Origin of the sequence: Palleronia aestuarii, assembly GCF_003253995.1 — a bacterium.
Classification (GTDB): domain Bacteria; phylum Pseudomonadota; class Alphaproteobacteria; order Rhodobacterales; family Rhodobacteraceae; genus Palleronia; species Palleronia aestuarii.
Genome location: NZ_QKZL01000003.1, coordinates 330,176 through 350,410 on the forward strand (window position 1 = coordinate 330,176; position 20,235 = coordinate 350,410).

The 20,235-nt window shown below is 66.6% G+C and carries 16 protein-coding genes; 9 read left to right on the forward strand and 7 right to left on the reverse strand.

The genetic code is table 11. The features are described from left to right. Window positions 1-5 precede the first annotated feature (5 nt). Window positions 6-1,763, reverse strand: coding sequence for an acetolactate synthase 3 large subunit (locus LX81_RS05655; RefSeq protein WP_111536392.1), 1,758 nt, complete (start codon window positions 1,761-1,763; stop codon window positions 6-8). Between the two features lie 475 nt (window positions 1,764-2,238). Between LX81_RS05655 and LX81_RS05660 the strand changes: the two genes are divergently transcribed. From LX81_RS05660 to LX81_RS05670, 3 genes are all read left to right on the forward strand, one after another. After that, the gene (locus tag LX81_RS05660) at window positions 2,239-3,324 is read left to right on the forward strand and encodes a TRAP transporter substrate-binding protein (RefSeq protein WP_111536312.1); all 1,086 of its coding nucleotides are present in this window, start codon (window positions 2,239-2,241) and stop codon (window positions 3,322-3,324) included. Between the two features lie 321 nt (window positions 3,325-3,645). Continuing rightward, entirely contained in the window at window positions 3,646-4,521 is an 876-nt protein-coding gene (locus LX81_RS05665; RefSeq protein ID WP_111536313.1) for a TRAP transporter small permease subunit, read from the forward strand. Window positions 4,522-4,532: 11 nt separating this feature from the next. Further along, window positions 4,533-6,887, forward strand: coding sequence for a TRAP transporter large permease subunit (locus LX81_RS05670; protein WP_111536314.1), 2,355 nt, complete (start codon window positions 4,533-4,535; stop codon window positions 6,885-6,887). A 9-nt stretch (window positions 6,888-6,896) separates the two neighbouring features. On the opposite strand, the gene LX81_RS05675 is transcribed toward LX81_RS05670, so the two are convergent. The 3 genes from LX81_RS05675 to LX81_RS05685 form a co-directional block, all read right to left on the reverse strand. Beyond that, entirely contained in the window at window positions 6,897-7,727 is an 831-nt protein-coding gene (locus LX81_RS05675; RefSeq protein ID WP_111536315.1) for an arginyltransferase, read from the reverse strand. A gap of 73 nt (window positions 7,728-7,800) precedes the next feature. Continuing rightward, window positions 7,801-8,241 (reverse strand): RDD family protein, encoded by a 441-nt coding sequence (locus LX81_RS05680; protein WP_111536316.1) that lies wholly within the window; start codon window positions 8,239-8,241, stop codon window positions 7,801-7,803. A gap of 63 nt (window positions 8,242-8,304) precedes the next feature. Further along, window positions 8,305-8,709 carry a DUF2852 domain-containing protein gene (locus tag LX81_RS05685; protein ID WP_111536317.1) on the reverse strand — a complete coding sequence of 135 codons (405 nt, stop codon included), beginning with the start codon at window positions 8,707-8,709 and terminating at the stop codon, window positions 8,305-8,307. Window positions 8,710-8,952: 243 nt separating this feature from the next. On the opposite strand from LX81_RS05685, the gene LX81_RS05690 reads away from it, so the two are divergent. Genes LX81_RS05690 through LX81_RS05700 form a run of 3 tightly spaced genes read left to right on the forward strand, consistent with a single transcriptional unit; the run spans window position 8,953 to window position 13,410 of the window. Beyond that, a complete protein-coding gene (locus LX81_RS05690; protein WP_111536318.1) occupies window positions 8,953-10,269 on the forward strand; it encodes an NAD(P)/FAD-dependent oxidoreductase in 1,317 nt (438 codons plus the stop codon). Window positions 10,270-10,327: 58 nt separating this feature from the next. Continuing rightward, window positions 10,328-13,117, forward strand: a complete 2,790-nt coding sequence (locus LX81_RS05695) for a [protein-PII] uridylyltransferase family protein (protein ID WP_111536319.1) — start codon at window positions 10,328-10,330, stop codon at window positions 13,115-13,117. Window positions 13,118-13,140: 23 nt separating this feature from the next. Then, on the forward strand, window positions 13,141-13,410 hold the full coding sequence (locus LX81_RS05700; RefSeq protein ID WP_111536320.1) for a hypothetical protein: 270 nt from the start codon (window positions 13,141-13,143) through the stop codon (window positions 13,408-13,410). Here LX81_RS05700 and eda read toward each other — a convergent pair. Continuing rightward, on the reverse strand, window positions 13,403-14,047 hold the full coding sequence (eda, locus tag LX81_RS05705; RefSeq protein WP_211322710.1) for a bifunctional 4-hydroxy-2-oxoglutarate aldolase/2-dehydro-3-deoxy-phosphogluconate aldolase: 645 nt from the start codon (window positions 14,045-14,047) through the stop codon (window positions 13,403-13,405). The two genes, LX81_RS05700 and eda, sit on opposite strands and share 8 nt — an antisense overlap. A gap of 28 nt (window positions 14,048-14,075) precedes the next feature. Continuing rightward, window positions 14,076-15,881: a phosphogluconate dehydratase gene (gene edd, locus LX81_RS05710; RefSeq protein WP_111536321.1), complete on the reverse strand. Its 1,806-nt coding sequence runs from the start codon at window positions 15,879-15,881 to the stop codon at window positions 14,076-14,078. Window positions 15,882-15,990: 109 nt separating this feature from the next. Here edd and LX81_RS05715 point away from each other — a divergent pair, with 109 nt between their 5' ends. Further along, window positions 15,991-17,181 carry an RSP_2647 family RNA methyltransferase gene (locus LX81_RS05715; protein ID WP_111536322.1) on the forward strand — a complete coding sequence of 397 codons (1,191 nt, stop codon included), beginning with the start codon at window positions 15,991-15,993 and terminating at the stop codon, window positions 17,179-17,181. Further along, window positions 17,178-17,720: an RSP_2648 family PIN domain-containing protein gene (locus LX81_RS05720; protein WP_111536323.1), complete on the forward strand. Its 543-nt coding sequence runs from the start codon at window positions 17,178-17,180 to the stop codon at window positions 17,718-17,720. The genes LX81_RS05715 and LX81_RS05720 overlap by 4 nt, the downstream gene beginning before the upstream one ends. Here LX81_RS05720 and LX81_RS05725 read toward each other — a convergent pair whose 3' ends face one another. Further along, window positions 17,721-18,404, reverse strand: coding sequence for a M48 family metallopeptidase (locus LX81_RS05725; protein WP_111536324.1), 684 nt, complete (start codon window positions 18,402-18,404; stop codon window positions 17,721-17,723). It lies immediately after the preceding gene. Between the two features lie 359 nt (window positions 18,405-18,763). Here LX81_RS05725 and LX81_RS05730 point away from each other — a divergent pair, with 359 nt between their 5' ends. Next, window positions 18,764-20,215, forward strand: a complete 1,452-nt coding sequence (locus LX81_RS05730) for an NCS1 family nucleobase:cation symporter-1 (protein WP_111536325.1) — start codon at window positions 18,764-18,766, stop codon at window positions 20,213-20,215. The last annotated feature ends 20 nt before the right edge of the window (window positions 20,216-20,235 follow it).

Here is a 20,235-nt window from a genome sequence, read left to right on the forward strand (position 1 = left end):
GCCGGTCACACCAGGACCGCGCCCGGCGCGGTGATCTGGCCCTGCGTCCGCGCATTGGCGAGCAGCATCTTGTTGTGCGGTTCTCCGGACGGAATCATTGGGAAGCAATTCTCGTGCTTCTCCACCAGACAATCGAAGAGGACGGGGCCGGGATGCTCGATCATCTCGCGGATCGCGTCATCGAGATCGTCGGGATCGGTGCATTGGATCCCCTTCGCCCCGAACGCCTCCGCGAGCTTCACGAAGTCGGGCAGCGCCTCCGACCAGGAATGCGAATAGCGCTCGCCGTGCAGGAGCTCCTGCCACTGGCGCACCATGCCGAGACGCTCGTTGTTGAGGATGAACTGCTTGACGGGCAGCCTGTACTGCACCGCCGTTCCCATCTCCTGCATGTTCATGAGCCACGAGGCCTCGCCCGCGACATTGATGACGAGCGCGTCCGGATGCGCGATCTGCACGCCGATCGAGGCGGGATGGCCATAGCCCATCGTTCCGAGGCCGCCAGAGGTCATCCATCGGTTGGGGGCCTCGAAACCGAGATATTGTGCGGCCCACATCTGGTGCTGGCCCACTTCGGTCGTGATGTAGCGGTCGTGGTCCTTCGTCAGCGCCTCCAGCCGCGACAGCGCGTGTTGCGGCTTGATCGTCTTCGACGACGGGTCGAACTTAAGGCAGTCGACGGCACGCCATTCCTCGATCTGCGCCCACCATTTCTTAAGCGCCGCGGCATCTGTCCGCCGGCCCTGCGATTTCCAGACCCGCAACAGATCCTCGAGCACATGGGCGACATCCCCGAGGATCGGGATGTCGACATGGATCACCTTGTTGATCGAGGAGGCATCGATATCGATATGCGCTTTCCGCGAATGGGGGGAGAAATCCTGCGTCCTGCCGGTGATGCGGTCATCGAACCGCGCACCGATATTGATGAGCAGGTCGCAGCCATGCATCGCGAGATTGGCCTCGTAGAGGCCGTGCATCCCCAGCATACCGAGCCAGTTCGCCCCGGAGGCCGGATAGGCGCCGAGACCCATCAGCGTGGACGTGACCGGAAAGTTCGTCTCCGCCACCAGCTCGCGCAGCAATTGCGAGGCGGCCGGCCCCGAATTGATCACGCCGCCGCCCGAATAGATGACCGGCCGTTTCGCCGTGGCGATCGCGCCGGCGAGTTCCGCGATCATCTCGGGATCGCCCTTGACCTGAGGGGTGTAGCGGCTGTTGCGCTTCGCGGGCTCCCGACCGATGTACTTTCCGGTCGCGAACTGGACGTCCTTCGGGATGTCGACGAGAACGGGGCCGGGACGACCCGACCGCGCGACGTGGAACGCCTCGTGAATCGTACCCGATAGCCGATCGGGCTCCTTCACGAGCCAGTTGTGCTTGGTGCAGGGCCGGGTGATGCCGACGGTATCGGCTTCCTGGAACGCGTCGTTGCCGATGAGGAAGGTCGGAACCTGCCCGGAAAGGACGACGATCGGGATCGAATCCATTAAAGCGTCGGTCAGCCCCGTGACCGCATTCGTCGCACCCGGGCCGGACGTGACCAGCGCGACGCCGACCTTGCCGGACGACCGTGCATACCCTTCCGCGGCGTGGACGGCGGCCTGCTCGTGGCGCACCAGGATGTGCCGGATGTCTTCCTGCTGGAAGATTTCGTCGTAGATCGGGAGGACCGCGCCGCCCGGATAGCCGAATACGACGTCCACGCCCTGATCCTTCAGCGCCTGAACCACCATCTTCGCGCCCGTCATCGGCTTTGTCATCTCATCCGTCTCCGTCATCCGCGCCGTCGTCCGTCGATGGCGCATGAAAAAGCCCCCGTTTTGAGGCGGGGGCGCGTGGGAAAATCGATCCCGGATCGTATGAACGATCCCAGCGCCCTCAGATAGGTCCTACGAGAATATGGGGCATCGTCGATCTCCTTCCCGAGGACCATTAGTCAGCGTGTCGCACATGGTCAACCATCAAAAGGCACAAAAGATGTCACGGAGGGGATCATAGAAGAAATTTAATTACTTAGATTGCGGGTATCTTGAAATAATTTGAACGTAGCCTGCGTCCGCTTTCTCGGCTGCTACCCTATATCGACGATGCCTCACGGCCTGGGCTCAGGCTGCGTTTGCGCCGAATGACCGCCTCGCAGACCGATTTCTTGTCTGATTCCCAAATTTCGGGCACCTTGCGAACAACTTGATTCGATGTATGCCGCCGAATACACAGGCGGGAAGGGAGCGATAGATGGATCGCAGGACGTTTCTAAGGAATTCCGCTCTGGGCGGGTCGGCCGCGGCCGCTTCCGGGCTTGCCGCACCGGCCTATGCGCAAGGGAACCGGACGCTCACGCTCGTGACGACCTGGGGGCGGGGCCTCGCGGGTGTCCACGACAGCGCGCAGTACTGTGCGGACAAGATCACGGCCCTCACCGACGGCGCGTTGACGGTCGATCTGAAGGCCGCGGGCGAGCTTGTCGGCGCATTCGAGGTGTTCGACGCGGTGACGGCCGGACAGGCCGACATGTACCATGCGGCGGACTACTACTTCACCGGGCAGCATCCGGCCTACCAGTTCTTCACCTCGCTCCCGTTCGGCATGACGTCTCAGGAACTCCATAACTGGTATTACCATCGCGGGGGGCAGGGTCTCCACGACGAGCTCGGCCAGATCTTCGGGCTCAAGTCCTTCCTCGCGGGCAATACCGGCGCGCAGGCGGGCGGCTGGTTCCAGAAGGAGATCAACGGTCCGGAGGATTTCCAGGGTCTCCGGATGCGGGCCCCGGGACAGAGCGGCGAGGTCTTCGCCAAGCTCGGCGCCTCGGTGCAGAACATTCCCGGCGCCGAAGTCTACCAAGCGCTGAGCTCCGGTGCGCTCGACGCGGTCGACTGGATCGGGCCCTGGGCCGACGAGGCCGCGGGCTTCCAGGAAATCACGAAGTTCTATTACACCGCGAGCGCGGGAGAGCCCGGTCCGGGGATCAGCCTTGCCACCAACCGGACGGTATTCGAGGAGCTGTCGCCCGCGCATCAGCAGGTGATCGAGCAGGTCTCCGCCGCCGCCAACAGCTGGACGCTCGCGCTTTTCGTCGCGAACAACGCCGCGGCGCTCGGGCGTCTGCAGCAGGCTGGCGTTCGGACGCTGACCTTCCCCGATCCGGTCTGGGATGCCCTCGGCGCGGCCTCGCAGGAAGTGTACCAGGAGTACATGGGCGATCCGCTCTACAAGAAGATCTTCGACAGCTACCAGACCTCGATGGCGTCCTCCGCGCAGTGGATCGAGATGTCGGAGCAGGCCTATTCAAGACAGCGGGATCGTATCCTGCAGATGTAAGCGAACACCGTCGGTCCGGTTCAGGAGGATCGGACGACGTCGGTGCCGATGACGGTTCCGCAGCGTGGCGAGCGGGAAGGGCTTCTGACCGGGACTTGATCCGTGGGAGGCTCCGGTTGGCTTGGGGAGAAGCCGGCACCGCCCGCGGGAGAGGCTTGCGGAGCCGTCGCCGTGCGCCGGGAGCCCTCTCTCGGCTGATGGCGCGATCAGGGGCGAATTGATCTGGAAGCCTCTGGCTTCCGGCGATATGACCGCGCCGTCTTCCACGTCCCGGAGCCGAGATACGGCCGGGCCGGGGGGGCGGGCGATGGGGGATCGGCGATGCTCGACGGGATCATCTGGATTGCGGCCGGGATTTCGGGCGCGTTCGTCGATGCGGCCCGCGCGCTCTGGCATCCTGCCTCCTGGCTCGATTGGTCCGATCCCGTCGCACTCATGCGGTTCATCCATTACGGCGCCTCCCAGGACTTCTTCTTCGTCGTCTTCACGGCCCTGATCCTCCTCACCGGTGTGGGTTTCTGGCATCGCCCGATCCTCTGGGGCGCGGTGCGCGGGCTCGAGGGCTTCGCCAATACCGTGGGACGCGTCATCGCCTGGGCCGGTCTTCTGATGATCCTGCAGCAGATCGTCATCGTCTTCGCGCAGCGTGTCTTCGCGGCGTCGGAGCTGGGATTCGGGTTCGGCACGCTCGTCCGCTTCGACGTGAGCTGGTGGTCGGAAGAGCTGAAGCTCTACAATGCCGCCATCGTCGCGCTCTGCTGCGCCTGGACTTTCGTCCAGGGCGGGCATGTGCGCGTTGACCTTCTCTACGCCCCGGCCTCGTTTCGCGCGAAGCGGATCGTCGACATGGTGGGCGCGGTTCTCTTCATGATGCCGGTGGCGGTCGTGATCTGGTTTTACGGCTGGTTCTTCATGTGGCGCCATCTGGTGACGCCGAAGGTCTCGGCCACCGACACTCTCGAGATGCTCGAGCGCAAGGCCAGCGTGCTGCGCTGGAACGTCGAGACGGTCGGGTTCTCGCCCAACGGCTTCAACGCCTACTTCCTCTTCAAGGTTCTGCTCCTCGTCCTGGCCGCGATGCTGTTCCTGCAGGCGGTCGCGGTCTTCTACCGCGCGCTCCTCGAATGGCTCGAGGGAGAGGGATCGGAGGGACGATATCTCGACCGGGACGCGGCAGCTCCGGCGGAAGCCCGGTAGGAGTAACAGACATGTTCTTCGGATTGGACGGGGTCGAGATCGGCCTCATCATCGTTTTCCTCTGCCTTTTCGGCGCGATCCTGTCGGGTTTCCCCGTGGCCTTCGCGATCGGCGGCGCGGCGCTCCTCAGCTTCGCGATCATCGCGACGCTCGATGCGGGTGGGCTGCTGGTCCGCGAGGCGGTCGATCCCGCCAGCGACGCCTATCGGGCCCTCGTCGCGGATGGAGTCCCGGCTCAGACGATCTCGCGCTTCCGCTATCCCGACCTGCCGATCCTTGCGGAGCCGATCTTCCCCGGCGGCTGGGAACTCGCCTTCGACCGCAATGTCAGCTTCATCGTCAATCGCATCAACGAGCGCGTACTCGCCGGGCAGTCGATCGAGACCCTCCTCGCCGTCCTGATGTTCGTCCTGATGGGGATCACGTTGGAGCGGTCGCGGATCGCCGACGACCTTCTTACGACGATGGCGCGGATCTTCGGCCCGCTGCCCGGGGGGCTTGCCGTGTCCGTCGTCGTCGTGGGCGCCTTCCTCGCCGCCTCGACCGGGATCGTCGGCGCAACCGTGGTGACGATGGGGCTCCTGTCGCTGCCGACGATGATGCGGGCGAAATACTCTCCGGAGCTCGCCACGGGCGTCATCGCGGCGTCGGGCACGCTGGGGCAGATCATTCCGCCCTCCATCGTCATCGTGCTTCTGGGCACGCTCGCGGGCGATCTCTACTCCACCGCGCAGGAGGCCAGGGCACAGGGGCTAGGTTGCCCCGACGCACTGACCTTCCTCGGCCAGGCGGCCGTCGTGTCGGTCGGCACGCTCTTTCAGGCGGCGCTCCTGCCGGGCATCCTTCTGGCGCTCCTCTATGCCGCCTATGCGTTCTTCTACGCGATGCTGAAGCCGCATAAGGCCCCGCCGGTCGCCGGCGGACAGATCGCGGCCGAGCCCGTCACGCGGGGCGAGGCACTCACCTGGTTTCTCGGCGTTCCGCTCGCGCTCGTCTTGGGGCTCGTCGCGCTCAACGCCGTAGGCGTCGCCGGATCGCAATCGATCGCGGTAAGCGGATTTACCGACGCACCCTCCGGCGCATCGCTCCGCACCAATGTCTCCGAGCAGTGCCAGGCGGCGATGATCGATCTGCACGGCCAGGCCGCCTGGGACCGTGCCGTGGCGGAGCAGGCCGCGATCACGGGAACGGGCGGCGGCGCGCAGAGCGTACGCCTCGACGACGCGGCCCGCGCGGAGGCGGTGGCAGATCGCATCGCCAGCCGGGCGCCGATCGGGCTGGGGATCGGCGTCGCCGTCCTGCTCGCCGGTTTGATCCTGTCGGCTGCCCGCGGGGTCGCTCCGACCGACCGGCATCGCGGTCTTGCCGCGGGCGCGCTCGGTTGCGTGCTCGCGCTCGTGGCGGACATCCTCCTCGTCTCGCCCACGACCAGCCCCGGCGTGACCTTCCTGATCCTTCTCCCGTCGATCCTGCTGGTCTGCTACGGGCTCAGGGATGCGGCCGGGATGCTCGCACGGAACGACCTCGTGCGGGTCGTCTTCCCGCCCCTCGTCCTCATCGTCGCGGTGCTGGGATCGATCCTCGGGGGGATCACCAATCCGACGCCCGCCGCGGCGCTCGGCGCGGGTGGCGCGATACTCCTCGCCGCCTGGCGCAGGCTTCGCGACGAGGGGCGGTCGGGGCGCGTGATCCTCGGCACGACGCTCGCCATCGGTCTGATGCTGCTCGTCGGGATCAATTTCGACCTCCGCGTGGGCGTGGGCGAGACCAATGCGGAGCAGGTGATCGCCTATGGCGTGGCACAGCTCGCCTATCTCTACGCGATCTTCGGCCTGCTCTATGCCTGCTGGGTTCTCTACGCGGGCGGGGTGCTCACGCCCATCGTGCGGGAGACGGCGAAGGTCACCTCGATGGTCTTCACGATCCTCATCGGCTCGCAACTCCTCAACCTCGTCGTGATCTCCTTCGGCGGCGAGCACTACATCCAGAGCTTCCTGCAATCCTTCGACGACGAGCTGACCGTCTTTCTCATCGTCATGCTCGTCCTCTTCGTGCTCGGCTTCGTTCTCGATTTCCTGGAGATCATCTACATCGTCATCCCGATCGTGGGTCCGGTCATCTACGGCGGGACGCTGGATCCGAAATGGGTGACGATCATGATCGCGGTGAACCTGCAGACCTCGTTCCTGACCCCGCCCTTCGGCTTCGCGCTCTTCTACCTGCGTGGCGTCGCCCCGGCCGAGATCACCACGCGGCACATCTATCGCGGCGTGGTGCCCTTCGTTGCGATCCAGGCGGTGGGGCTGGGGCTGCTGTGGCTGTTCCCCGGTGTCGTGACGATCGTGCCCGATCTGTTCCCGAACTGAGGCGGCGGCCTATCGCCGCGCGCGGCCGTCGGGCAGGGTGATCCGCGCCACCTGCTCGGCGATCGGGTCGGTCGAGGTCGGACGCGTCGCCTCTTCGTAGGCCGAGGGGTCCCCCAAGGGCTCCCAGCGGCGGTCGCGGAAAATCTCGAGCGCATCGAAATTGGCCTTGTATCCCATCTTGGCAGAACCGGGCACCCAGTAGCCGAGATAGACATAGGGCAGTCCCGCCTCCCGAGCGATCTCCACGTGGTCGAGGATCGCATAGGTCCCGAGGCTGTCGGCACGAAGCGTGGGTTCGTAGAAGGAATAAACCATGCTGAGCCCGTCATCGAGAAGATCGGTGAGGCAGACGGCAGCAAGCGCGGCCGGCCCGCCGTCGGAATCCGGGCGGGCATATTCCACGACGCGACTGCGGATCGGGGTTTCCTCGATCATCGCCGCGAATTCGAAGATATCCATGTCGGCCATGCCGCCATCGGCGTGACGGCTGTCGAGATACGTGCGGAAGAGCGCGAACTGCTCCTCCGTCGCCCACGGCGCGTTGGCGCTGCGGATCAGATGGGCGTTCCGCTTCTGGATCCGGCGCTGCGTCTTCGTCGGCTGGAAATCCGCAACGCGAATCCGTGCGGAGAGGCAGGCGGAACATTCGGCGCAACTCGGCCGGTAGAGCACGTTCTGGCTCCGCCGGAAGCCCTGCTTCGAGAGCGTGTCGTTGAGGATCTGTGCCTCGTCGCCTTGCAATGCCGTGAACAGCTTCCGCTCGACCCGACCGTCGAGATACGGACAGGGCTGCGGGGCCGTGACATAGAATTGCGGCGCAATTGGGAGCGTGTGTCTCATGGAAATCCGGCAGTTTTGCGGCGAAGCCTAGCGCGCTGCCCCGTTTGCGCCAAGCCCTCGCCTGCACGGATGGTTACGACGCGGTGCGGTTGATCGCCGCCGATCCCATGACGTGATCGGTGAGCCCCTGTCCACGCGGCGTGGCGACCATCAGGACGCCGGAGACGAGCTGCAGCGGAAACATCGCGACGGAGGCGGTATAGCCCGCAGTGTGCAGGAACGCGCTCCAGAGATCGAATCGCTCGCCGTCGAGATCGCGAAGCTCGATCGAGCAAAGGCGCATGCCCCAGGTCGCCGAGCCGCGCGCCAGCGTCGCGGTTCGATAGGCGAACCCCACGCAGACGTAGAAGAGCGGGAAGTACAAGATGGCGGTGAAAGCCGTGAGCGGCGTCAGCGCCAGCGAGATGAGCGCGATGACGATCACGTCGACGATCCAGGCCAGGAACCTTTTGGTCGGCACGTCGTCGTAAAGCGTGCCGTGGATCGCGGGATCGGGAAGGCCGGTTGCGTACATGACGTCTCCGAATCGAAAAGCATGCCTGCCCCGTCGACGGGGCAAGCTCGGGATTTTTGTTACTTAGGTATTCGAACGCATTTCGGAACCGCCGGACCGGTCACGGTCGGCCATGAATTGGTCGAATTCCGCCTTGTCCTTGGCTTCGCGCAGGCGCTTGAGGAAGCTTTCGAATGCCTGCTGCTCTTCCTCGAGCCGATGCAGCGTGTCGGCGCGATAGGCGTCGAACGCGGCATTGCCGGTCGATCGGCGGGACATGAAACTTCCGCGGCCAAGGGCCGGACCGTCGCCCGTGAGCTTGCGCGTCCAGAGCATGTAGCCGAGGACGGCCAGCCCCACCGGCCAGAACAGGATAAAGCCCACGACCATCAGCGCGAGCCAGGCGGGTTTGCCGCGAGCGTCGAGCCAGGCCTCGGTCCGTGCGATGGGACCGGGTCGAGAAGCGGGAATATCGGCGAAGCTTGTCACGGGCGTTTCTCCAATGATGATGTGAATGCCTTTCACATCTTCTAGATGCGAATGCAGGGCCCGTCCTGCAAGACCCCCATGTGAATATCCTTCACATTTCAGGTCCTAATTCGGTCGACGGTTTGCAGCGACATTCCGCGCGCCTCGACCGCCACCTTTTGTCTTGTCTTGCACGCATCAGGCGCGAGGATGGAACGGTGCGCCGATCCTTGAGGGCGCTGGGCGGTCTGATCGGAGAACGGCATGGCGAAGCGGCGCAAGACCCAGATTGTCGTCGTCGGGGGCGGGGCCGCGGGCCTCGGTCTCGTGCGCAAGCTCGGCGCGCGCTATTCGCGCGATACCCACGACATCATCCTGATCGAAAAGAACCGGACCCACGTCTGGAAGCCGCTCCTCCACGAGGTCGCGGCCGGTGCGCTCGACGCGAATGCCGATGAGGTCGGGTATGGCGGTCACGCGGCGCGCTGGAACTACCGCTTCTTCAACGGCTCGCTCGAACGGATCGACCGGGAACGCCAGATGGTCGTCACCTCCCCGTTGATCGACGAGGATGGAGAGGTCGTCGTCGACCGCCACGAAATCCGGTACGATTGGCTCGTCCTCGCCCTCGGGGGCGTTTCCAACGATTTCGGGATCGAGGGCGTGCGCGAGCATGCAATGTTCCTCGAAAGCCGCCGACAGGCCGACCGGTTCCGCCGTCGGCTGCTCAATGCCTGCCTGCGGCTCAACGAGACACGCCAGCACGACGATTCCACCGCCACTTTGCCAATCTGCATCGTCGGCGGGGGAGCGACGGGCGTGGAGCTTTCGGCCGAACTTGTGTCCTCCGCGAAGGCCCTGCGCTCCTATGGACTCGAGGTCTTCGACGACAGTGCCGTGAAGGTGACGCTGCTCGAGGCCGGGCCGCGGCTCGTCCCGGCCTTGCCCGAGGACGTGTCGGAGAAGGTGGAGGATCAGCTCCGGGCGCTCGGGGTCGAGGTTCGGACGGATACGATGGTGACGAAGGTCACGCCCGGGAGGGTCGAGATGCAGGACGGCCGTGCGATCGAGGCGAAGCTCCTGCTCTGGGCCACGGGCGTGCGCGGCGACCACGCGCTGTCGGAGATGAGCGATCTGGAGCTTTCGGACCAGGGACGCATCGTGGTCGAACCGACCCTCCGCACGCCGGCCGACCCGCGGATCTTCGCCATCGGCGATTGCTGCCACTGCGTCCTCGAGGACGGGGAGCCGCCCGTTCCGCCCCGGGCGCAATCGGCCCAGCAGATGGGCGACCACATGGTCGCGCAGCTTCATCGTGCCCAGCGGGGAGAGCCGCTCACGCCCTTCGTCTACCGCGACCGCGGCGCCCTCGTCTCGCTCAGCCGGTTCACCGCGATGGGATCGTTGATGGGCAATCTCGTCGGCGGGCGGATGGCGATCGAAGGGCGGGTGGCGCGGTTCGCCTACATGTCGCTCTACCGTCTCCACATCATCTCGGTGCATGGCTGGCGGCGGGGGCTCGTCCACATCTTTTCCCACGAGGTGAACAAGGTCACGCGGCCGGCCCTGAAACTCCACTGATCCCGCGCGGGCGGGCTCGGGCTGGACCCGTCATGCCGCGTCGCGGTAGGCACGAGCCATGACACTCGCAAGCCGCATCATCCGCGTACCAAACCCCTTCGAACGCGACCGCGCGGAGGAGATCGGCACGCTCTTCTCGGATCAGCCCGGCGAGGTCCGTGCGCTCCTTTCGGGCACTGGCGGATGCAGCCCTTATCTGAAGGGTCTGATGGAGAGGGAGGCCGAATGGCTTCGCGGAGCGCTCTCGACCGACCCGGATGACGTGCTGGCCGGGATCCTCGCCGCCGTCAAAGACGCGGACGATGCCGATCTGAAGATTGCCCTGCGTGTCGGCAAGCGACGTGTCGCGCTCTGGACGGCGCTGCTCGACCTCGCGGGGGTCGCCGATCTCGAGGCGACGACCGGAGCCCTGACGCGGTTTGCCGACCTGGCCCTCGAACGCGCGTTCCTCTCGCAGGTGGCGGTCGAGATCCGGCGCGGGCGCCTGCCCGGGCAGGGTGAGGAGGATATTGCCGAGGCGGGTGGGGCCGTGGTTCTCGCGATGGGCAAGATGGGCGCGTTCGAACTCAATTACTCCTCCGATATCGATCTCATCTGCCTCTTCGACGAATCCCGCTACGGACGTGATCTCTACATGGAGGCGCGCCGGGCGCTCGTGCGGGCGACGCAGAAAGCCTGCGCGCTCCTTTCGGAGACCAGTGCGGAGGGTTACGTCTTCCGCACCGATCTGCGGCTGCGTCCCGATCCGTCCGTCACGCCCGTGATCCTCACCATGGAGGGGGCGGAGCGGTACTACGAATCGCTGGGACGGACCTGGGAGCGTGCCGCGCACATCAAGGCCCGCCCCGCCGCTGGAGATCTTGAGGCCGGGAACCGGTATCTCGACCGGCTGAGGCCGTTCATCTGGCGTCGGCATCTCGATTATGCCGCGATCCAGGATGCGCATGACATGCGGCTCCGGATCCGCGACCAGAAAGGGCTGCACGGTCCGATCACCCTCGACGGCCACGACATGAAGCTCGGGCGGGGCGGTATCCGGGAAATCGAGTTCTTCACCCAGACCCGGCAGATCATTGCCGGCGGCCGCGATCCATCTCTCCGCGTTCGGGGAACGGTGGAAGGGCTCTCGGCGCTCGCGCAGGCGGGATGGATCGGAGACGACGTCTCCGCGACGCTCGCCGCCGATTACCGCGCCCATCGCGAGGTCGAACACCGGGTGCAGATGGTCGCCGATCAGCAGACCCACGCGCTGCCGAACGACCGCCAGGGCTTCGCGCGGATTGCGGCGATGATGGACCGCGATCCCGAACCCCTCGGAAAGGAGATGCTCGAGCGGCTCGAGCGTGTCTCCGCGCTGACCGAGGATTTCTTCTCGCCCGACGCACCGCCGCGCGAGGCCGGGCCCGACCTCAGCGAAGCCCAGGCGGAAATGGTGGCGCGATGGCGCCATTACCCCGCACTCCGCTCCGAACGCGCGCTCGACATCTTCGACCGGATCCGCCCACGCGTGCTGCGGCACCTTCTCAGCGGGCCGGGGGGCGATCGGGCGCTGGCGCATTTCGACGGATTCCTGAGGGGGCTTCCCGCCGGCGTGCAACTCTTCTCCCTCTTCGAGGCGCACCCCGCGCTGATCGAACTCATCGCCGACATCGCCGGGACGAGTGCGGAACTCGCGCAATATCTGAGCCAGAACTCCGCCGTGCTCGACGCGGTGATCGGCGGGTCGTTCTTCGCCGACTGGCCGGGGGAGACGGCGCTCGCGGCGGAACTGGCGAACCGGATGGCGGGCCGGCGGGATTACGAAAGCCGCCTTGATACCGCGCGAGCCTGGGCGCGGGACTGGCATTTCCGGATCGGGGTGCATCATCTCCGCGGCCTGATCGATGCAGGCGAGGCAGGGCGGCACTATGCCGATCTGGCCGCGGCGACGATCACCGCGCTCTGGCCGGTCGTGATCGACGGGTTCGCGGAAAAACACGGGATCCCTCCCGGCGCGGGGGCGATGGTGCTCGGGATGGGATCCGTCGGCGCTGGGCGGCTCACGGCCAAGTCCGACCTCGACCTCATCGTCATCTACGACGCCGAAGGGGTCGAGCAATCCGATGGACCCCGTCCGCTCGCGGCGCGCACCTATTATGCGCGGCTCACGCAGGCGCTCGTGACGGCGCTCTCGGCCCCGATGTCGGAGGGTCGCCTCTACGAGGTCGACATGCGCCTGCGGCCCTCGGGTCGGCAGGGCCCGGTAGCGACGGCCTTGTCCGCATTCGACCGCTACCAGCGGGAGGAAGCCTGGAACTGGGAGCATCTGGCGCTCACGCGAGGCCGTCCGCTCGCAGGCCCGGACGCGCTTTGCGCGCATGTCGCGGAAGTGCGGCGCGCGGTCCTCGAACAACGAAGGGACAACGATGCGGTGCGCCGCGAGACCTCCTCGATGCGCGAGCGGCTTCTGCGCGCCCGGCCCGGCGATCTCTGGGATGCGAAGTCCGGCCCCGGGCGATTGCAGGATATCGAGCTCGTCGCGACCGCCCTCGGGCTCATGTCGAATTGCCTGTCCACACGCGTTCCGGACCAGATCGCGGCGGGGGCGGCTGCGGGACATGCGAGCGCGGAGGATGCGGCGGCGCTTGGGGCCGCACACAACTTCCTCGCCCGGTTCCGCGCCGGTGCGCGCCTGCTCGGAACCGATACGTTCCGCCCCGAGGACCTCGGAGCGACGGGGGAAGCCTTCGTTCTGCGGGACACGGGATGCGGCTCGCTGGACGACTTATGCGCCGAACTGCAGGCGCATGCCGCGCGCGCATCCGATTGCGTCGTCCGCGTCCTCTCTCCCGATCGGGACGGGGATTAACATCGAAGCGAAGGAGGCACGCGATGGCAGGACGTGATACTTACGACCCGAACGGCGTCATTGCGGAGGCCTTCGCGATGGAGGGCCTGACCAAGGCCGATTGCCGATCCATCTTCCTCGATTGGGTTCTCTCGCTCGGACCGGAGATGCGGCCGGAAGACGGCGTCTCCGTGCTCCTGTCGCGTCACGCGGCCGCCCCGCCCGGCCATCCCATGGTCGAAGTGCTGAAAGAAGCACTTGCCGCCCCCCCGAGGCGCGGGCGCCGCGGGGGAAGCGCGGGTCGGTTCAGCTGACCGGCAGCGCGGCGGCCTCGCGCGCGAGCCTGGTGATCCCCTCCCAATCGCCGGCCGCGACGAGATCGCCCGGCGCGACCCAGGAGCCGCCGACGCAGAGGGTGTTCGCAAGGCCCAGATAATCGGGCGCGTTCTTCAGGTTCACCCCGCCGGTAGGGCAGAAGCGGATCTGCGGCAACGGTGCGCCGATGGCCTTCAGCGCGGGCGCGCCGCCCGATGCTTCGGCCGGGAAGAACTTCTGGACCGTGTAGCCCCGTTCGAGGAGCACCATCGCCTCCGTCGCCGTCGCGGTGCCGGGCAGCATCGGCAGATCGGCATCCTCCGCAGCGCTCATCAGGCGGTCCGTCGCGCCCGGGCAAACACCGAACTTCGCGCCGGCCTCGACGGCTTTCGTCACGTCCTCGGGCGTGAGGAGCGTCCCCGCACCGACCGTGCCGCCCTCGACCTTCGCCATCTCCGCGATCACCTCGAGCGCGGCGGGCGTTCTCAGCGTGACTTCGAGCGCGGTGAGCCCGCCTGCGACGAGCGCTTCGGCGAGCGGGCGCGCGGTGGCGGGATCGGAGACGACGAGAACCGGGATGACCGGGGCGAGGCGGCAGATCTCCTCGGCACGGCGGGAGGCGTCCTGTGGCGTCATGGGCAATCCTTCGATCTTTTGGGGGAGGTCAGACGACGACGCCCGCCCCGTGGGTGGCGAGGCCGACATTCCGGCGGAAAACCTCGAAGAGCTCCCGTCCGACGCCATGGCCGTTGTCGGACAGGTCGGCGGAAGCGGGCTCCCGCGTGTCGAGATCGACGCCCACGGCCTCGATTGTGCCGGCCTGGGCATCGATGCGGACGATGTCGCCGTCCCTGAGCCGGGAGATCGGCCCGCCATCGGCGGCTTCGGGGCAGACATGGATCGCGGCGGGTACCTTGCCCGACGCCCCCGACATGCGCCCGTCGGTCATGAGCGCGACCTTCAGCCCCTTGTCGAGGAGGTTCGCGAGCACCGGCGTCAGCGAATGCAGCTCCGGCATCCCGTTGGCACGCGGCCCCTGGAAGCGGACGACGACGACGGTATCCTCCGTGATCTCCTTGTTCTGGGCGGCCTTCTTGACGTCGGCCTGGTCGTGGAAGATGCGGCAGGGCGCCTCGATGACATGATGTTCCGGCTTCACGGCGGAGACCTTCATCACCCCGCGGCCGAGATTGCCGTTGAGATCCGCGAGCCCGCCGGTGGCCTTGAACGGGTCGGAGACGGGGCGCAGGATTTTGTCGTTGTGCGATTTCCCATCGCTTTCCCGCCAGACGACTTCACCGTTCTCTAGTACCGGCTCCTTTGTGTAGTCGTGCAGGCCCTCGCCCGCGACGGTAAGCGTGTCGTCGTGGAGAAGGCCGTTCTCCAAAAGCTCCCCGATCATGTAGCTAAGGCCGCCCGCGGCGTGGAAATGGTTCACGTCGGCGAGCCCGTTGGGATAGACCTTGGCCATCTGCGGCGTGACCGACGAGATGTCGGAGAAATCCTCCAGATCGAGCTGGATCCCCGCGGCCCGCGCCATTGCGGGGAGGTGGATGATGAGGTTCGTCGACCCGCCTGTGGCCATCAGCCCCACAATGCCGTTGACGAAAGCCTTCTCGTCGAGGACCTGGCTCGCGGGGCGGTACTCGTTGCCCATCGCGGTGATCTCCGTCGCACGCGTGGCGCCCGCGATGGTGAGCGCGTCGCGAAGCGGCGTGTTGGGATTGACGAAGGAGGCGCCGGGCAGGTGCAGTCCCATGAACTCCATCAGCATCTGATTGGTGTTGGCGGTGCCGTAGAAGGTACAGGTTCCGGGCCCGTGATAGGAGGCCATCTCCGCCTTCATGAGCTCATCCCGCCCGATCTCCCCGGCGGCGAAGCGCTGGCGGATCGCGGATTTTTCGTCGTTCGGCAATCCGCTCGTCATCGGCCCCGCGGGCAGGAAGACGGCCGGGATGTAGCCGAAGGTCGCCGCGGCGATGACGAGGCCCGGCACGATCTTGTCGCAGACCCCGAGATAGAGGGCCGCGTCGTAGGTGTTGTGCGACAGGCCCACGCCCGCCGCGAGCGCGATCACGTCGCGGGAGAAGAGCGAGAGCTCCATACCCACCTGGCCCTGCGTGACGCCGTCGCACATGGCGGGCACGCCGCCCGCCACCTGCGCCGTGGCGCCGGCCTTCCGCGCCGCATCCCGGATGAGCCCGGGGAACCGCTCGAACGGCTGATGGGCCGAGAGCATGTCGTTATAGGCCGTGATGATCCCGAGATTGGGCTGGCGCGAGGTCGCGAGCGCCTCCTGGTCCTCGCCCATCGCCGCATAGGCGTGGGCCTGGTTGCCGCAGGTCAGGTGCGCGCGTTTCGGGCCCTCGTCCGCGGCGCGGGCCATGCGGTCGAGATAGGGGCCGCGGGTTTCGCGGCTGCGGGCCACGATCCGTTCCGTGACCTCGGCGATTGTCGCATTGAGGGGCATCACGCATCCTCCGTCATTCGGGCGTCCAACACCATGTAGCACGCGCCGGATAGCGCTACCAGAGAGCGGCGGCTTTTCAATCCGGGGGCATCGGCCTATGCGGGATCGCATGAGCGAACCTTATCCCACCGTCAGATTGCGGCCGAAGGCGAATGCGCGTGCGATCCGTCACGGATTCCCGTGGGTCTATTCCAACGAAGTCGTGCTCGATCGGCGAACCTCCCGGATGGAGCCGGGCAGTCTCGTGGTCCTCGAAGATGCGGAACGGCAGGCGACGGGGGTGGCAACGCTCAATCCCGGCTCCAAGATCGCGGTACGGATGCTCGACCGCGATCCCGGAGCGCGGATCGACGCGGATTGGCTGCAGCTGCGGTTCCGCGCGGCGCTTGACCATCGCGAAATGCTCTACGACGCGCCCTTCTACCGGCTCGTTCATGCGGAGGCGGACGGGCTGCCCGGACTGGTCGTCGACCGCTTCGGCGACGTGCTGGTGGTTCAGCCCAATGCCGCCTGGACGGAGCGGCTTCTGGAGCCGATCGCCGATGCGCTGATGGCGGTGACGGGGGCCAAGTCCCTGATAAAGAACGCGAGCGGACGCGCGCGGGGGCTCGAAGGGCTCGACGACGAGAGCCTTGTCCTGAGCGGAACGATCGAGGGGCCGGTGGCGGTGCCGATGAACGGCGCGGTCTACATGGCCGATCTCGTCTCGGGGCAGAAGACCGGGCTCTTCTTCGACCAGCGGGAGAACCACGCCTTCGCAGCGCGGCTCGCGCAGGGGCGTTCGGTTCTCGACGTGTTCTCGCATGTGGGCGGGTTCGCGTTGGCGGCGCTCGCCGGCGGGGCGGCGTCGGCGCTTTCGGTCGACGGGTCGGAGGCGGCGCTCGGTCTGGCGCGGGAAGGCGCCGCGCTGGGCGGCATGGCGGAGCGCTTCGGGACGCGGAAGGGCGACGCGTTCGACGCCCTCGCGGCCCTTGGAGCGGAGGGGGAGCGGTTCGGGCTCGTGATCTGCGACCCGCCCGCTTTCGCACCGTCGAAACAGGCACGGGAGGCCGGTCTTCGCGCCTATGAGCGGATCGCGCGACTGGCCGCGCCGCTGGTCGAGGAGGGCGGGTATCTCTGCCTCTGTTCCTGCTCCCATGCGGTTGATCTGCAGGCCTTTCTTGCCGCTTCCGCCCGCGGCATCGGACGCGGGGGGCGGCGGGGTCGGCTGATCCATACAGGCTTTGCCGGGCCGGACCATCCGCAACTCCCGCAACTCGCGGAGTCAGGCTATCTCAAGGCGCTCTTCTTCCGGCTATGAGGGTCTGTTTCGACGCCTGCGTCCTCTATCCGACTGTCTTGCGGGAGATATTGGTGGGATGCGCGGGCGAGGGGCTCTATGCGCCCCTGTGGTCGGCGCGGATCCTCGAGGAATGGGCGCGGGCGACGGTGAAGCTCGGGCCGGGCGCGGAGGACGTCGCACGCGGCGAGATCGCGCGGCTTCGCAGCGAATGGCCGGCGGCGGAGGTGGTACCGCGGGCGGGCGATCTGGACCGGTTGAGCCTGCCCGATCCCGACGACGTGCATGTCCTGGCCGCCGCTATCGCCGGGTCGGCGGACCTCCTATGTACCTTCAACGCAAGGGATTTTCCGAAGGCAGCCCTGTCGGAGGAAGGAATCGTGCGGGTCGATCCCGACCAGCTTCTCCGCCAGGCCTGGCCCGGGGAGGAGGCGGGGATCCGGCGTGTGATCGAGCGCGTTCACGCGGAAGCGGAGCGGCTTTCCGGCGAGCGGATCGAGCTGAGGGGCCTTCTCAAGCGGGCGCGTTTGCCGCGGCTTGCCAAGCTCGTCGGGCGATGATCAGGAGCCGAGCCACTTGCGCTCGTTGGCCTCGATGGCGGCGATGCGGTCGGCGGTGGCGGGGTGGCTGAGAAGCCAGGCGGGGGCGTTTCCCTTGCCGCCGGTCAGCTTTTCCAGCTTATGAAACAAGGACTTCTGCGGCGATGTGCCGATCCCGGCCTTGAGGAGGAGGGCGGAGGCGTATTCATCGGCCTCGTACTCGTCCCCGCGGGAGAGGCGCGCGGCGAGGAGGGAGGTGAGGGCGTTGGCGAGGATCGCGCCCACGCCCGGAATGATGCGCCCGAGGACCAGCATGAGCGCGGTCCGCAGCGCGTTCTGGCCGGAGAAGTCGATCATCCTGCGGCGCGAATGACCCAAGGCCACGTGGCCGAGTTCATGCGCGATGACCGAGGAAAGCTCTTCCGCCGAAACCTCCCCGGCGCGATATCTGTTGTAGAAACCGCGGGTTATGAAGATGCGCCCGTCGGGCGCGGCGAGGCCGTTCACGGGGTCGATCTCATAGATATGCACCTTGATGCGGTCGAGATCGAGCGCCTGGGCCATCTTGTCGGTCAGCGCCTTGAGGCGCCCGTCGGCAAGCTCGGTGGACTTTCCGTCGAGCTCCTTGGCGGTGCGCCAGACGGAGAAGCGGTACATGGCGATCGCGTAGAGGATCGCGAGGAGGATCGGGAGAACCTTGATCATGCCGCCAAGATGGGGCGTCGCGACGGGCACCGCAATGCGGCGGATGCGTACACTGGGCGTACACGAAGCGTACACCGGACGTACCGCGGATGTGCGGCGCCCGTACACGGATCGTGCAGCGCGCGTACCGCGGGTGTCGGACCTGCGTATAGCGGATGTACGGACAGCGTACACAAGGCGTATGCCGCGCGCCCGATTAACGCGCAACGGCGCCGCGATCGGCGTCATCGAGGCCATCGAACGGCGAGCGAGCCACGATGGGGCATTGCGACCTTCCCCAACGTCACATACCGGTGAACGGGTCGGCCCTCCCGTGGAGGTGGTGGGACGACGGGCGCATTTCACGACGGGGGACCATCATGCAGCCAGAGACCGATCTCAGCGTCACCCATGGGCATCCGTCGCTCTACAACGACGATCTCGCGCCGCTGCCGCACCGGAAACGCTCCTGGGGCGCGTTCGAGATCTTCAATGTCTGGTCGAACGACATCCAGTCGCTCTTCGGCTATACGCTCGCCGCGACGCTCTTCGTCACCTCGGGGCTGAACGGGTGGTGGGTCTTCGCCGCGATCATCCTCGCGGGGCTGATCGTCATGGGGCTCGTCAACCTGACCGGATCGCCTTCGGTGAAGTACGGCATTCCCTACCCGGTGATGGCACGGGCGGCGATGGGGGTCCGGGGCGCGAACTTTCCGGCGCTCGTCCGGGGCATCGTCGCGATCTTCTGGTACGGGGTGCAGACCTATTTCGCCTCCACCGCCGTCGCGATGCTGCTCTATGCGATCTTCGGCGGGGAGGGGACGGGGACGTTCCTCGGTCTCACCGCCATCGACTGGATCGCCTATCTCTTCGTGTCGGCCTTCCAGGTGGCGCTGTTTTTGCGCGGCATCGAGTGGATCACCAAGTTCCTGAACTGGGCCGGGCCGCTCGTCTACGTGGTGATGATCGCGCTCGCGCTCTATATCTGGGCGGTCGCGGGCAACGGGCTCTCCACCGAGCTCGGAACGATCTTTGCGGGCACCGGGGGCGGCGTGCTGGCCTTTCTCGGCGTTGTGGGCACGATGATCGCCTATTTCGCCGCGGTGGTCATCAATTACGGCGACTTCTCCCGCTTCGTGCGGACCGAGCGCGAGATGAAGCTCGGCAATTTCCTGGGGCTGCCGGTGAGCCTCGCGCTCTTTTCCTTCCTCGCCATGTGGATCACGGCGGGCACCGCGGCGCTCTTCGGCACGACGCTCACGAACCCGGCCGAGATCGTGGGGCAGGTGGACAGCGTGATCCTGACGCTGATCGCGGCGCTCACGTTCTTCGGGGCGACGGTGGGGATCAATCTCGTCGCGAATTTCATCCCGCCGGCCTATGACCTCGCCAACCTCGCGCCCGCGCGCATCTCCGCGCGGACGGGCGGCTTCATCACGGCGGGCGTCGCGTTCTTCATCGGCGCGTTCTGGGTGGTCTTCATCAGCCAGATCGGCATCGCGGCCTTCGTCGACACGCTCGGCGCCGTGCTCGCGCCGCTCTACGGGATCCTGGTCGCGGATTACTACATCGTGCAGCGGCGGCGGCTGTCGCTGCCCGACCTCTACTCGGTCGCGCCGGACGGGGCATATCACTACGACGGGGGGTGGAACCGGCGGGCGCTCTTCGCCTTCGGGATCGCCGCGATCTTCTCGATCGCGACGGTCTGGGTACCGGCCTTCGGGGCGCTGGGCGGATTTTCCTGGATCATCGGCGCGCTCATCGGCGGTGCGATCCACGTCGCCCTGATGCGGCGCGGTGCGCCCTCTCGCGAGGCTGCACCGGCCGAGTAACGGCGCCGCCTGCGCAGCGC

Excerpts from the sequence above, each read along its gene's own strand:
- LX81_RS05655 (WP_111536392.1), bottom strand. The coding sequence starts at position 1,763 with ATGACAAAGCCGATGACGGGCGCGAAGATGGTGGTTCAGGCGCTGAAG.
- LX81_RS05660 (WP_111536312.1), top strand. The coding sequence starts at position 2,239 with ATGGATCGCAGGACGTTTCTAAGGAATTCCGCTCTGGGCGGGTCGGCC.
- LX81_RS05665 (WP_111536313.1), top strand. The coding sequence starts at position 3,646 with ATGCTCGACGGGATCATCTGGATTGCGGCCGGGATTTCGGGCGCGTTC.
- LX81_RS05670 (WP_111536314.1), top strand. The coding sequence starts at position 4,533 with ATGTTCTTCGGATTGGACGGGGTCGAGATCGGCCTCATCATCGTTTTC.
- LX81_RS05675 (WP_111536315.1), bottom strand. The coding sequence starts at position 7,727 with ATGAGACACACGCTCCCAATTGCGCCGCAATTCTATGTCACGGCCCCG.
- LX81_RS05680 (WP_111536316.1), bottom strand. The coding sequence starts at position 8,241 with ATGTACGCAACCGGCCTTCCCGATCCCGCGATCCACGGCACGCTTTAC.
- LX81_RS05690 (WP_111536318.1), top strand. The coding sequence starts at position 8,953 with ATGGCGAAGCGGCGCAAGACCCAGATTGTCGTCGTCGGGGGCGGGGCC.
- LX81_RS05695 (WP_111536319.1), top strand. The coding sequence starts at position 10,328 with ATGACACTCGCAAGCCGCATCATCCGCGTACCAAACCCCTTCGAACGC.
- LX81_RS05700 (WP_111536320.1), top strand. The coding sequence starts at position 13,141 with ATGGCAGGACGTGATACTTACGACCCGAACGGCGTCATTGCGGAGGCC.
- eda (WP_211322710.1), bottom strand. The coding sequence starts at position 14,047 with ATGACGCCACAGGACGCCTCCCGCCGTGCCGAGGAGATCTGCCGCCTC.
- edd (WP_111536321.1), bottom strand. The coding sequence starts at position 15,881 with ATGCCCCTCAATGCGACAATCGCCGAGGTCACGGAACGGATCGTGGCC.
- LX81_RS05715 (WP_111536322.1), top strand. The coding sequence starts at position 15,991 with ATGAGCGAACCTTATCCCACCGTCAGATTGCGGCCGAAGGCGAATGCG.
- LX81_RS05720 (WP_111536323.1), top strand. The coding sequence starts at position 17,178 with ATGAGGGTCTGTTTCGACGCCTGCGTCCTCTATCCGACTGTCTTGCGG.
- LX81_RS05725 (WP_111536324.1), bottom strand. The coding sequence starts at position 18,404 with ATGATCAAGGTTCTCCCGATCCTCCTCGCGATCCTCTACGCGATCGCC.
- LX81_RS05730 (WP_111536325.1), top strand. The coding sequence starts at position 18,764 with ATGCAGCCAGAGACCGATCTCAGCGTCACCCATGGGCATCCGTCGCTC.